This window comes from Mycolicibacterium madagascariense, from assembly GCF_010729665.1.
GTDB lineage: Bacteria > Actinomycetota > Actinomycetes > Mycobacteriales > Mycobacteriaceae > Mycobacterium > Mycobacterium madagascariense.
On the sequence record NZ_AP022610.1, the window covers coordinates 3,006,144 to 3,019,500 of the forward strand.

The 13,357-nt window shown below is 69.9% G+C and carries 13 protein-coding genes; 11 read left to right on the top strand and 2 right to left on the bottom strand.

The genetic code is table 11. From position 1 onward, the window contains the following. Positions 1-28: 28 nt before the first annotated feature. A complete protein-coding gene (locus G6N60_RS14075; RefSeq protein WP_163738138.1) occupies positions 29-1,255 on the top strand; it encodes an FAD-dependent monooxygenase in 1,227 nt (408 codons plus the stop codon). Positions 1,256-1,690: 435 nt separating this feature from the next. Beyond that, the gene (locus tag G6N60_RS14080) at positions 1,691-3,091 is read left to right on the top strand and encodes a cation:proton antiporter domain-containing protein (protein WP_246240675.1); all 1,401 of its coding nucleotides are present in this window, start codon (positions 1,691-1,693) and stop codon (positions 3,089-3,091) included. A gap of 15 nt (positions 3,092-3,106) precedes the next feature. Here G6N60_RS14080 and G6N60_RS14085 read toward each other — a convergent pair whose 3' ends face one another. After that, entirely contained in the window at positions 3,107-3,475 is a 369-nt protein-coding gene (locus G6N60_RS14085) for a hypothetical protein (RefSeq protein WP_163738141.1), read from the bottom strand. Between the two features lie 164 nt (positions 3,476-3,639). Here G6N60_RS14085 and G6N60_RS14090 point away from each other — a divergent pair, with 164 nt between their 5' ends. Further along, positions 3,640-5,415, top strand: coding sequence for a chloride channel protein (locus G6N60_RS14090; protein ID WP_179969693.1), 1,776 nt, complete (start codon positions 3,640-3,642; stop codon positions 5,413-5,415). A 1-nt stretch (position 5,416) separates the two neighbouring features. On the opposite strand, the gene G6N60_RS14095 is transcribed toward G6N60_RS14090, so the two are convergent. Continuing rightward, positions 5,417-5,926, bottom strand: a complete 510-nt coding sequence (locus G6N60_RS14095) for a MarR family winged helix-turn-helix transcriptional regulator (RefSeq protein ID WP_163738144.1) — start codon at positions 5,924-5,926, stop codon at positions 5,417-5,419. Between the two features lie 163 nt (positions 5,927-6,089). On the opposite strand from G6N60_RS14095, the gene G6N60_RS14100 reads away from it, so the two are divergent. The 8 genes from G6N60_RS14100 (at position 6,090) to G6N60_RS14135 (ending at position 13,337) form a co-directional block, all read left to right on the top strand. Further along, positions 6,090-6,623, top strand: coding sequence for a hypothetical protein (locus tag G6N60_RS14100; RefSeq protein ID WP_163738145.1), 534 nt, complete (start codon positions 6,090-6,092; stop codon positions 6,621-6,623). Further along, the gene (locus G6N60_RS14105) at positions 6,620-8,443 is read left to right on the top strand and encodes a glycoside hydrolase family 15 protein (RefSeq protein ID WP_163738148.1); all 1,824 of its coding nucleotides are present in this window, start codon (positions 6,620-6,622) and stop codon (positions 8,441-8,443) included. The genes G6N60_RS14100 and G6N60_RS14105 overlap by 4 nt, the downstream gene beginning before the upstream one ends. Continuing rightward, positions 8,440-8,880 carry a hypothetical protein gene (locus tag G6N60_RS14110; RefSeq protein ID WP_163738152.1) on the top strand — a complete coding sequence of 147 codons (441 nt, stop codon included), beginning with the start codon at positions 8,440-8,442 and terminating at the stop codon, positions 8,878-8,880. The genes G6N60_RS14105 and G6N60_RS14110 overlap by 4 nt, the downstream gene beginning before the upstream one ends. 5 nt (positions 8,881-8,885) lie before the next feature. Further along, positions 8,886-9,596: a gluconate 2-dehydrogenase subunit 3 family protein gene (locus G6N60_RS14115; RefSeq protein WP_163738158.1), complete on the top strand. Its 711-nt coding sequence runs from the start codon at positions 8,886-8,888 to the stop codon at positions 9,594-9,596. A gap of 85 nt (positions 9,597-9,681) precedes the next feature. After that, positions 9,682-11,232, top strand: a complete 1,551-nt coding sequence (locus tag G6N60_RS14120; protein WP_163743952.1) for a GMC family oxidoreductase — start codon at positions 9,682-9,684, stop codon at positions 11,230-11,232. Between the two features lie 52 nt (positions 11,233-11,284). Further along, a complete protein-coding gene (locus tag G6N60_RS14125) occupies positions 11,285-11,746 on the top strand; it encodes a hypothetical protein (protein WP_163738160.1) in 462 nt (153 codons plus the stop codon). Positions 11,747-11,811: 65 nt separating this feature from the next. Beyond that, positions 11,812-12,816, top strand: a complete 1,005-nt coding sequence (locus tag G6N60_RS14130; RefSeq protein ID WP_163738164.1) for an SDR family oxidoreductase — start codon at positions 11,812-11,814, stop codon at positions 12,814-12,816. Continuing rightward, on the top strand, positions 12,813-13,337 hold the full coding sequence (locus tag G6N60_RS14135; protein WP_246240677.1) for a DUF421 domain-containing protein: 525 nt from the start codon (positions 12,813-12,815) through the stop codon (positions 13,335-13,337). The genes G6N60_RS14130 and G6N60_RS14135 overlap by 4 nt, the downstream gene beginning before the upstream one ends. Positions 13,338-13,357 lie beyond the last annotated feature (20 nt).

A 13,357-nucleotide genomic window follows, 5' to 3' on the forward strand; every position in this document is an offset into this window, starting at 1 on the left:
GTGTATCTAATGCTAAAGGAGAACGTCGATGCCCCCTCGCAGCGCCCTGGTCTCCGGCGCAAGCATCGCCGGCCCGGTCCTGGCCTTCTGGCTCGCAGAGGCCGGCTGGGACGTGACCGTCGTCGAACGGGCCGAGCGCCTGCGCACCAGCGGATACCCCGTCGACGTGCGCGGGACGGCTGTGGACGTCATCCGGCGGATGGGCCTGCAGGACGCGCTCGCAGCCGCACGGTACCGCCACGCTCCGATCGCCCTGCTCACGCCAGGAGGCCGTCGGTTGACCACGTTGGACTTCGGCGAGCTGCTCAACGACACGACCGCCGGCGACGTCGAGATCTCCCGGGGAGACCTCGGAAGGATCCTGTACGAAGCCGCCGCCGACCGGGTGACCTACGTCTTCGGGGACTCGATCACCGGCATCGAGCAGACCGACGCCGGGGTGAACGTCACATTCGCGGTCCGCGCGCCGCAGTCGTTCGACGTCGTGATCGGAGCCGACGGCATCCACTCCAACGTGCGTCGCCTCGCCTTTGGTGCCGAGCAGCACTTCATCCGGCACCTCGGGCCGCTGGCCGCCATCTGGGACCTACCGGCCGGCAGCTTCGCACCAGGCGACGGGTTCATGTACTCCCACGCCGGACGGACCGTCGTCGTCGAACGACCCACCGAACACGCACCGGCTCGCGCGTTCCTGGCCTTCGTCCACGACGACCCGGGCTCGGTGGACACGCGCGACCGGGCGACCGCCGCCGCGTCGATCCGAACCGCCTTCGCCGAAGACCGTTGGCGCACAGCCGATGTCATCGACACACTGACCGACGCCGGGGACGTGTACTTCGACACCGTCAGCCAGATCCGGATGGACCGATGGAGTGCTGACCGCGTCGCACTGGTCGGTGACGCGGCCTACGCGCCGGCGTTCCTGTCCGGCCAGGGCACCAGCATCGCGATCGCGGGCGCGTACGTGCTGGCGAGTGAACTCGTCCGCCACCAGCACCCGCGCGCCGCGTTCGAGGCCTACGAGCGCAGGATGCGCCGCTACGTCGAGAAGAACCAAGACCTCGCCCTGCGGACCGACTCGTCGGTGATCGCTCGCAGCCGAAGGGAACTGCTGCGCCGCAACATTCGTCTGTCGATCGTGCCACTACTGCAGCGGCTCGGACTCGCCGCGACGTCGAGGCCCCCGCTCCGTGAGGCGGCGACGGATTTGACGCTGAAAGCCGACGATTTACGACGGAGCCGCATTCCACGTTGAGGCGCTGGCGATTCGGGAGATGCGGCGGTGGGGCGCCGGGTCACCGCCGTTCGATCTGCAGACCTGCCGAGGCCAGCACGTCGACGATCTCCCACGGTTGAGACTTGGCCGGTGCACGTCATGACGATTGGGCGCCCGCAGATCCAGCACCCTAATGGCGATGACGACATCTCGAGAGGCCGGTCCGGCTGACGCCCTACTCCCCTGTCCGACAATCGTTTCCGCATGGGGCACACCAGTTCGCCCGCGACGCGACCTCCGCGTTGATCGTGACGATCCTGCGTCGGCCGACCCTCACCGGGGTAACTTCGACGTACCGCCGTGCCTCGAACGGGAGCATCACGCGAGGGACCGAAAGGAGTTGCCGCCATCGACGACACGGCGCGCTACGCCCTCCTCATACTGTGCGCCAGCGCCGTAGGACTCGTCGCGCTGATGGCGAACCGTCTCACCGAACGACTGAAGATCCCCACTCCCCTGCTGGTGCTCGCCGGTGGCGCGGTGGCCGCCAACGCGCTGACCGCTCTGCAGGCACCGCCGGAGCACGTGGTGGAACGGATCATCACCGTCGCGCTGATCCTGGTGCTGTTCGACGGTGGCATGCACATCGGCTGGCCGCGATTCCGTGCGGCCGCGGGCCCGATCGTCTCGACGGGTGTCGTGGGCACCTTCCTCACCGCGGCGGCGTCGGCGGTGCTGCTGCACGTGGCCTTCGGCATCGACTGGTATCTGGCCGCGCTGGTGGCCACCGCCGTCGCCCCGACCGACCCCGCCGTGGTGTTCTCCGTGCTGGGCCGACGGGAGATCGCCGGACGCAGCGGCACCATCCTGGAGGGTGAATCCGGCGCCAACGACCCCGTCGGCATCGCCCTGATGTCGAGCCTGCTCGCCGCGGGTGCGGTGAGTATCGCCGGTTTCGCCAACGTCGGCGTGACGTTCTGCCTGCAGATGGTGATCGGCGCGGTGATCGGACTCGTCGGCGGCCGGGCGCTGCTGATCTTCGTCCGCCGGGTGCCGCTTCCCAGCGAGGGGCTCTACCCACTGCGGACCCTGGCCGTCGCGTTGATGCTCTACGGCGTGACCACGCTGGCACACGGCTCGGGTTTCCTGGCCGTGTTCGTCGCCGGCATCGTGGTGGGCGACGCGCGGGTGCCGTACCGGCAGGAGGTCGCGCGTTTTCACGCCGCGCTGGCCGGCCTGGCCGAGATCGTGGCGTTCGGCGTCCTGGGCCTGACCGTCGATCTGCACGTGCTCGGCCGTCCGGACGTCTGGATTCCCGGACTGCTGCTCGGTGTCGCGCTCACCGTCGTCATCCGGCCACTGGGCGTGGGCATCTGCCTGATACCGGTGCGCCTGCGACGCAACGAGCGTGCGTTCATCCTGTTCGCAGGGCTCAAGGGCGCCGTGCCCATCCTGCTCGGTGAGCTGCTGCGCACCGCCGGGGTGCCACAGGCCGAACGCCTCTACGGCATCGTCGTCGTGGTCGTGACGTTCTCGGTGTTGGTGCAGGGCGGCAGCGTGCCCATGGTCGCGCGGCTGCTCCGGTTGCCGATGCGCACGACCGAACCCGAACCCTGGGCCGTCGGCGTGCGACTGCGTGACGAACCGCACGGCGTGCAGCGCCTCACCGTCGCCGCCGGATCCGCCGCGGACGGCATGACGGTCGAGTCGCTCGGCGACGTCGCCGGTGACGTCTGGGTCAGCATCGTGGTGCGGGCCAGCGGCCTGGTCCCCGTGCGCGCCGACACCGAGTTGCAGGCCGGCGACGTGGTCGTCATCCTCGCCGAGTCCGAACACAGCGCGCGACTGAACCAATTGTTCTGCCGCGCAGACTAGTTCGCCACTGTCGTCTCAGCGCACCATCGCCTGGATCTGTGCCCAGTAGCGGTCTTGGTCGGCCTTGGGCACCGGCGGGGCGAATCGCACGACGATGGTCTGGACCTGATCCAACCCATTCTGCTGGGCGTACGTCCGGGCCGCTGCCGTGGACGGAAAGGACTTGACCCGCAACGTGTCCGTGACGATCGACTGCACGCATCCCGCCGCCGGGCATTCCTGGGCCGTGGTATCGAGAGGATGGGGTACGGCAAGACCGTCGCGGTCGAGGGCGTCGACGACGTCGCGCGCCGTCATCCGAGTGGGCGCACCACCCGCGGCCGCCGCCGCAGGAGCGTCCGAACCCGCCGACGACGACGTCGCGGGCGCCGGGTAACCCGGCATCGGACCGGCACAGCCCCCGGCTACCACGGCCGTCGTCGCACACGCGATGACGGTTCCCAGAGGCCACCATCGAATCCCACTGTCACGCAACGAAGACATCCATTTCTCGACGACGGGCGACCCCTGAATTACCGAATGTACTGCAACTATTGCATACTGCAATGATGACCGCATGGATCAGCGCCCGCCGCATCCCCGTGGTCCAGCGTGCCGACATTGGGCGATGGCTGCGCGACAGCCCCGCGGCCCTGGTGCCGCTCGCGGTGGCCGTGGGCGCGCTCACCGGACTCGGGGCGGTCGGCTTTCGTCTCTTGATCACGCTGTTCACCAGGATGTTCACCGGGTACGACGACTACTCCGGGCTGGGCAGGGTCGCCAGCACCCACGTGCCGTGGCTGGGGGTCTGGTTCCTGCTCCTGGCGCCCGTGCTCGCCGGCGCGGTGTATGGGCCGATCGTCTACCGCTTCGCGCCGGAGGCTCGCGGGCACGGCGTCCCCGAGGTGATGTACGCGGTCAGTCACCGCGGCGGTCGGATCGCGCCACAGGTGAGTCTCGTCAAAGCGCTCGCGTCGGCGCTGTGCATCGGCGGCGGTGGCTCGGTCGGCCGCGAGGGTCCAATCGTGCAGATCGGGTCGGCCGCCGGCTCGACGATCGCCCAGGTGCTGCGGCTCAACACGCCGCGGGTGCGGTTGCTCGTCGCGTGCGGTGCGGCTGCGGGCATCTCGGCGACCTTCAATGCGCCGCTGGCGGGGCCGTTCTTCGCGATGGAGTTGATCCTGCGTGACTTCGCAGCCGAGTCCTTCGGTGCGGTCGTGCTGGCCAGTGTCACCGCCGACGTCGTCGGGCGGGCGATGCTCGGGGACCATCCCTTCCTCTCCCTGCCCACCTTCGACATCCACACACCGGTCGAGTACCTGCTCTACGTGACGCTCGGTATCGCGGTAGGCGTTGTCGGAGTAGCGTTCTCGAAGATTCTGTACCTGATCGAGGACGCCTGCGACTGGCTGTGGCGGGGACCGGAGTGGGCGCGGCCCGCGGTCGGTGGCCTGGCACTCGGTGCCGTCCTGCTCGTGCTGCCGCAGATGTACGGCGTGGGGTACCCGGTGCTGGAGAACGCCGTTCGGGGCCGCTACGTCGTCGGCATGCTGCTGCTTCTCATGGTTGGCAAGATGATCGCGACCAGCCTGACCATCGGGATCGGCGGATCCGGCGGCGTATTCGCCCCGACGCTGTTCATCGGGGCGATGGCCGGGACCGCGTTCGGCGTCGTCGCACACGACCTCTTCCCCGGCGTCACCGGGTCCGCCGGGGCCTACGGCCTGATCGGCATGGGCGCCGCACTCGGCGGCGCGACCCGGGCTCCCATCACGGCCGTCGTCATCCTGTTCGAACTGACCGGAGAGTATTCGATCATCCTGCCGCTCATGGCAGCAGTCGTCATGGCGGCCGGAACGAGCCACCTGCTGTCTAAGGACACCATCTACACCGCCAAGCTCTGGCGACGGGGCGTCGACCTGGACCGTCCACCGTCGGAACGCATGACGTTCACCGCTGCGGACGTGGCCGTCCCCGCCCCCGCCCCGCTGGTCCAGCGAACGTCACTGCGCGACGCCGCGGCGGCGCTGACGACGGCCCAGTTCGGCATGCTGCCGGTGGTCGACGAGGGCCGCTACCTCGGCTGCGTGTCGGCGCAGGACGTCGCCGAAGCCCTCGACGACCCGGCCTCGCCGGAGAACGTGGGGCCGCTGGTCGGCCGACCCACGGCCGTGGCAGCCGACGCGACGGCATCCGACGTCCTCGGCGCGCTGCGCGGGCACGGCGGCACCGGGCTTCCGGTGCTGAGCGACGACGGGACGGCGCTGGTGGGGTGGGTCACCTACGAGTCGGTCCTGGCTCGGCTCGGCCCCGACTCCTCGGCAGCGAGCGACTCCGACACCTGACCTACCGGCTGTCGGAACCCTCGCGGGCGGGGTGATCGACGAGCTGGTGATAGGCCGCGGTGAACGCGGCCGCGCCTCGGAGCAGCGCCGCGCGATTGCTCGCGCTCATGGTGGCCGACACGTGTCGGAACACGTCGACCCGATGCTGCACGAGGTCGTCCAAGACGGCGCGCCCGGCGTCGGTGAGCTCCAACACGGTGGCCCGCCGATTGTGCGGAGCCACCCGTCGCGTGATCAGTCCGGCCTCGGCGAGCCGGTCACTGAGCCTGCTGGTGCTGCTCGGCACCATCTCCAGCGCCTGTCCCAATTCGGTCACCAGACAGGGCCCCAAGCGGTCCAACGCCTGCAACGCCCGCAGTGGGGCCAAGCCGACGCGCTTCTCCATCTGTTCCAGCACGACCACGTTGAGCGCGAGCAAACCCCTTGTGGCGCTTTCCAGTTCGACTCCGTAGTCGTCACCGGGCGTCGTGCCGCCGGCACCCTTGGACGTCACCGCCGCTTTTTTGCTCATTTGGCCCGGAGCCTACCCCCGGTGCCCTGCCACCGCCATCGCCATACTCTCAGTTTCTTTTCATGTGTCACGTCATCCAATGTGGAAGTATTGCAAATAGAACGTCAATCGATGCCGGCGCCGTCAGTCGATCCGATGTCACGACGAGGGGAAGGTGCCCGCAATGGCCAAGGACACTCGAGGACCGGTGCCCTACGGTGAGTCCGATCTGCGACGAGTCAACCTGAACCCCTCGCACTGGCGCGGAGCGCGACTGGTGTTGGGGGCGCAGGCGGCCGCAGCGCTCGTCATCGGCGCAGCCGGCTTGATCTGCCTACACGACACGGCGTTTCACGGCATCGGCGTAGCGGCCCTGGGCCTCGAGCTGACGACGGCGTTCTGCTGGACCATGGTCGTCGTCGGCATCTGCGCCGCCGCGGCCACGCTGCACCGCGGACTCGCCAAGGCGTTCAGCGTGGCGGTGGGAATCGCCGCCCTCATCATGGTCGTCACGAGCGCGGTCGCCGCGACGCACCACGATCCCGGTCCCATGGGATTCACGCCGGGCGCCGCGGTGCTCTACGCCGCCTTCTTCTGCGTCAACCTCGGCATCGGAATGTGGTTGATACCCAACCACATCGAAGGTCCGGCCTGGGTTCACACCGGCCGCACCCAGGATGGCGAAGCCGACGCCTCGGCGCAGGGCGGGCAGTCGTGACGATCGGCATCCCACAACCGCACGTGCTGCGGGAGTACGCGCTGCTGGCCGACGGGGAGCGCGGGGCGCTCATCGGACCCCGCGGCGACATCGCCTGGCTGTGCGCACCGCGTTGGCACGACGACGCACTGTTTGCCTCGCTGATCGGTGGCCGCAGCATGTTCGCCATCACCCCGCGCGGACGCTTCGTCTGGGGTGGGCACTACGAGGACGGCAGCCTGATCTGGCGCTCGCGCTGGGTGACCACCGACGGCATCGTCGAGTGTCGCGAGGCGCTGACGTTTCCCGGTGACGCCCGCCGGGCCATCCTGGTGCGCCGACTGCTGGCGGTACGCGGTGACGCCCACGCGGACCTGACGTTCGCCCTGCCGGCCGACCACGGAGGCGACCCGACCGGACGCCTCGCCCTCGACGACCACGGGCGCTGGCACGCCCGCGCGGGAGCCCTGCACGTGTGCCTGGACGGAGTCCCGCGCGCTCGCACCGAGGACCACGACGCGACGCTGCGAGCGGAGTTGCACGTCGCCGAAGGCGGCCATCTCGACATCGTCCTCGACGTGTCCACCGGCGCCGGCGGCGATCCGCTCCTCCACCCCGACGTCCTCTGGCAGCGCACCGAGAACGCCTGGCGCGCAGCGGTTCCGGCGTTCTCGGACAGCATCGCGGTGCGCGACGCGCGGCATTCCTACGCCGTGTTGCGCGGGCTGACGAGTGCCGGGGGCGGCATGGTCGCCGCGGCGACCACGAGCCTGCCCGAACGCGCCGAGCAGGGCCGCAACTACGACTACCGCTACGTGTGGATCCGTGACCAGTGCTACGCGGGCCAGGCCGTCGCCCTCGACGGTCCGCATCCGCTGCTCGACGATGCGGTCGCCTTCGTGACCGAGCGACTCCTCGACGATGGACCCGAGTTGAAACCGGCCTACACGGTCGAGGGCAAGGCCGTCCCCGATCAGCTGCGGCTGGCATTGCCCGGCTACCCCGGTGGAACCGACCTCGTCGGCAACCATGCGAACCGCCAATTCCAGCTCGACGCCTTCGGCGAGGCACTGCTGCTGTATGCCGCAGCGGCCCGACACGACCGACTCACCGACGACGCCCACCGCGGACTGATCGCGGCGGCCGACGCCATCGCGACCCGGTGGACGGAGCCCGACGCGGGCATCTGGGAACTCGACCCTCGGCACTGGACGCACTCGCGGTTGACCTGCGTGGCCGGGCTGCGCGCCGCCGCGCAGGTGCCCGGCGGCGACACCCCCGGCTGGAATGCCCTGGCCGACCGCATCATGGCGACCGCTACCGCCGACGGCGTGCACGGAACCGGTCGGTGGCAACGCGCCGCCGACGACCAGCGCATCGACGCCGCTCTGCTGGTGCCCGCCCTGCGCGGCGCCGTGTTGCCCACCGACCCGCGCACCGTCGCGACCCTGAACGCGGTCCGCTCCGAGCTCGAGCAGGACGGCTACGTGTACCGCTTTCGCCACGACGACCGACCGCTGGCCGCCGCCGAGGGGGCCTTCGTCCTGTGCGGCTTCTGGACGGCGATGACCCTGCAGCAGCAGGGCGACCCGGTGGCCGCGGCGAGATTCTTCGAACGCAGCCGCGCCGCATGCGGGCCACCGGGGATCTTCAGCGAGGAGTACGACGTCGAGCAACGACAGATGCGGGGCAACCTACCGCAGGCGTTCGTGCACGCCCTGCTCATCGAAAGCTCACTGCGCCTTGGTCTCCCACCGACCAGCGGCGTCCACGACCGAACGACCACGACCACGACCACGACGCAGCAATCCCTGCCCAGGGAGAAGGAGAACGATTCGTGAAACTCATCCGGTCTGCGCTGCATGCCATTCGCACCGGCCGCTTCGAACGGTCCATGTCGGCGCTCACCGCGGCAGGCGCCGCGATCACCACCGCCGAGATCTACCTGTCCCATGACGGCGCCAGCTTCGGCAACAAGATGATGTACTGGCCGATCGTCGTCGTGCCCACCGCGATTCCCGCAGGCGTGGCGGGGTTCTTCTCGCGCCGGGCGGCGCGGACGGTCCTGCCCGCCGCCAGCATCCTGATCGTCGTCAACGGCATCCAGGGGGCCTACCTGCACGTCCGCGGCATCCGGCAGCGGCCAGGGGGCTTGACGAAGTACAACATGGAGTCGGGGCCGCCCGCGTTCGCGCCGCTGCTCGCGTCCCTGGTCGGCGGCATGGGCCTGCTCGCGGCGCTGCTCCGCCGCGAAACCCTTCCCGGCGAAGGGAATTGAGGCCGATGCCGTTCCGTCCCCGCACCCAGCGCGCCATCACCCCTCAGCATCGCGGTCGCTTCCCCGGCTTCGACGTGCTGGATCAGGCCCACCAGTGGGACGACGTCACCGCGGGCGTCGTCCTGGCCCGGCTCGCGCTGCCCGGCATGCTGTCCTTCTTCACCCCGGCCGAGGTGGGCGTCGCCGCACCGATGCTCGACCTGCTCCTCGGTCAGGACGAGGACCCTCGCGTCCCCGTCCTGGCACTCATCGACGAGCGACTGACCCGCGGCGAGACCGACGGTTGGCACTACGACGGCATGCCCGAGGACGGCCGCGCGTGGCACGAGACGTTGGCCGCGCTCGACGACGACGCCCGGCGCCGGCACGGCCGCGGCTTCGCCGAATTGTCCCGAGCGAACCAGGCACGGCTCGTCCAGGACGTCCAAGACCTGGCCGACGCCGGCGACCACTGGCACGAATGGCTGGCCAAGCGGGTGTGGAGCCTGTGGACGCGCTATGCCTGCACGGCGTTCTACTCCCACCCCTGGGCCTGGAACGAGATGGGGTTCCCCGGTCCGGCCTATCCCCGCGGCTACCTCAATTCCGGCATCGACGCCCGCGAGCACCACGAGGTCGCCGACCACCGCAACGACGATCCCGTCCCGTTCGCACAGCGCGTGGAGCGGGCCAGGCGCGCCGACGACGACCTGCGAAACGGGCGAGCCGGTGAGTGAGCTGGGCCCGGTCCGGGCGCGCAACGAGTCGGCGTGGCTGATCCCCAACGATGGCTCGCGCACCAATCATCGACTGCGACGCGACATGCGCCGCTACGACTCCGACGACGAGGTCGACGTCGTGATCGTCGGCGCCGGGGCGGGCGGCGCCACGCTCGGTCAGCGCCTGGCCCGCGCCGGGTGGAGCGTGGTGCTCCTCGACGCCGGCCCGTTCTGGGACCCCGACACCGACTGGGTCAGTGACGAACGCGGATCACACGGGCTCTACTGGACCGAACCCCGTCAGATCGGCGGCCAGGATCCAGTTCCCCTGGGCTCCAACAACTCCGGCCGTGGTGTCGGTGGCTCGATGGTGCACTATGCCGGGTACACGCCGCGGTTCCATCCCTCGGACTTCCGGACGGCCACCACCGACGGCGTCGGGGTCGACTGGCCGCTCGGCTATGACGACCTGCGGCCCTACTACGAGCAGATCGAGGCCGAACTGCCGGTGGCAGGCCAGGATTGGCCGTGGGGCGACCCGCACCGCTACCCGCACAGTCCCCACCCGATCGGCGGCAACGGTCTGATCGCCCTGCGGGGCGCCGAGGCCATGGGCGTGCAGATGCGCGTCGGGCCGGTCGCCATTCCCAACGGGCGCTTCGGCAACCGGCCGCACTGCATCTACCGAGGCTTCTGCATCCAGGGGTGCAAGGTCAACGCCAAGGCCAGTCCGTTGATCACGCACGTTCCCGACGCCCTGGCCCATGGCGCCGAGATCCGACCCGACAGCCACGTCAGCCGCATCCTCGTCGACGATCGCGCCGGGCGGGCCACTGGCGTGGAGTACCTGCACGCCGGCAACGTCCACCGCCAGCGCGCCCGGTCCGTGGTGGTCGCCGGCTATTCGATCGAAACGCCTCGGCTGCTGCTGCTCTCGGCCACCGACCGCTATCCCCAGGGGTTGGGCAACGACCACGACAACGTGGGCCGCTACCTCATGGTGCAGGGTGCTCCGCAGGTGGCCGGACGGTTCGCCGAGGAGATCCGGATGTACAAGTCGCCGCCGCCCGAGGTGAGCAGCGAGCAGTTCTACGAGACCGATCCCACCAAGGACTACCGTCGCGGCTTCTCCATCCAGACCGTCGGCCCGCTGCCGATCACGTGGGCCGAACACGTTGCCGCCCAGGGTCATTGGGGTATGACGCTGCGCGAGTACATGCGCGACTACGTGCACTGGGCCACGCTCGGCGCATTGTGCGAGCTCCTGCCCCAACCCGACAACCGCGTCACACTGGCCGACGAGACCGATCGCCACGGCCTGCCCGTGGCGCACTTCGCCTACTCGCAGTGCGACAACGACCGGCGGCTCATCTCCGCCGCCACCGAGGTCATGTCCGACCTGCTGCGGGCCGCCGGGGCCGACGAGGTCATGACCATCGAGCGCTACGCCCACCTGGTCGGCGGGGCGCGCATGGCAACGCGACCGGAGGACGGCGTCGTCGACGCCGAGCACCGGGTCCACGGCATGGACGGGCTCTACGTCGTGGACGGAAGCGTGCTACCCACCCAGGGCGCGGCCAATCCCGCCCTGACCATCATGGCGCTGGCTGCCCGCGCCGCCGATGCGATGACGCGACATGCCCGGGCGTCCTGACACCGAAGGCGCTGCGCGCCAGCAGATCACCGACGGGTGAGAACGGAGAACCATGCCCACCGACCATCGCCGATCCCGGCGCATCGAAGCCGTCCGCGGCGGCTGGGGAGCAGCTCTGCTCATCAGCCCCGACGCCGTTCTCGGCACCGTCCACGGGCTGCACGTCGACCGCAAGAGCCGCATCGTCACCCGCATCCTCGGCGCCCGCCACCTCGTCCAGGCCCTGTCCTCGGGCGTCAGACCCAGTGCCGAGGTGTTGGCCATGGGGGTGTGGGTCGACGCCGTGCACGCGCTGACCGCGCTCGGTCTGGCCGTCGCCGATCGCCACCGTGCCCGGGCGGGACTGACCGACGCCGCGATGGCCGCGCTCTGGGCGGCCGCGGGACACCACGACCTGGCCCCGTCCAGCGCAACGCCACCCGATCGACGCACCGTGCGCGACCAGCTGGCCGTGCTGGTGCTGTCGCACGTGCCCGCCGGACCCGGCCTGCTCTCCCGAGCAGGTAACCGTTGATCCCCGCCTCGTGATGACGACGCCGTCATCGCACCGAACCACCCGATGAAGAAGGAGAGCTCGAGATGACGAACCAAGGAAGGGTCGTGGTGGTGACCGGCGCCAGCGCCGGCATCGGCCGGGCCGTGGCGCGCGAATTCGCCGGCACGGGAGACAGAGTCGCGCTGATCGCCAGGGGCCGTGCGGGAGTGGACGCGGCCGCGTCCGACGTGACCCGACGTGGGGGTACCCCGCTCGCCGTCCACGCCGACGTCACCGACTTCGACCAGGTCGACGCGGCCGCGACCCGCGTCGAGGACGAATTCGGCCCGATCGACGTCTGGGTCAACGCCGCGTTCGCCACCGTGTTCGCGAACTTCGAGGACATCGAAGCAGACGAATTCCGACGGGCGACGGAGGTCAGCTATCTGGGCTTCGTCCACGGCACCATGGCGGCGCTGCACCGGATGAAGCCGCGCAACCGCGGGACCATCGTCCAGGTCGGATCGGCACTCGGAATGCGTTCGGTCCCCTTGCAATCCGCGTACTGCGGCGCCAAGCACGCCGTGAACGGCTTCACTGAGTCGCTGCGGACCGAGCTCATGCACGACCACAGCGACGTGCACGTCACCGTCGTACAGATGCCGGGGGTCAACACCCCCCAGTTCTCTTGGGTGCGTTCACGCTTGCCGCGCCACCCGCGGCCGGTGGCGCCCGTCTATCAACCGGAGATCGCGGCCAGGGCGGTACGGTACGCCGCCGATCATCCACGGCACAAACAGTATTGGGTCGGGGCGAGCACGGTCGCCACCATCCTCGGCCAACGCGTGATGCCGGCGCTGCTCGACCGCTACCTGGCCCGCACGGGTGTCTCCTCCCAACAGACCGACGATCGAACCGGCCATCGCGACGGCAATCTCTTCACACCGCTCGACGACGAGCCAGGGGCCGACCACGGCGCTCACGGCGAATTCGACGCGCAGTCACTGGCCGTCAGTCCGGCGTGGTGGCTGCGCAGCCACGCCCGTGCCCTCGTGGTGACGGGTGCGGCCGCTGCCGGAATGGCGGGCGTCGCCGCGGCGCGCCGGTGACCCAGGTGTCCACCGCGACGCTGCTCGGCCACGAGATGTTCGACGGCTGGCAGCACCCGCTGTGCGCCGCGGTCAAGGCCGTGGCCCTGTTCCTCACCGCCGCTCTGGCCTTTCGCGTCGCGCAGCGTCGGACCATCGCCGAGTTCACCCCGTTCGACTGGGTGACGGCGGTGGCGGTCGGCGCCATCGTGGGTCGCGTCTCGACGGCGTCGGACACCGCGTGGCTGACCGGGGCGGCGGCGTTGCTCACGCTCATCGGTGCACACGGGGTGATTGCGCGGCTGCGATTCATCGAGCCCCTCCGCCGCCTCATCGATCCCCCACTGCTGGTGCTGATCCACGACGGAACGCCCAATGCCCGCAATCTGCGGCGCGCCGGCATCACGCGCGCGGACCTCGACGGCATCCTTCGCCGACATGGCCATCACAGCCCCGCGCCGGTGCGTCTGGCGCTCTACGAGGCGAAGGGGTCGGTGTCGATCTTCACCGAGCAGCCACCCGTCGTCGAACCTCGTCCCTGAACGTCACGCCTCACCGATCC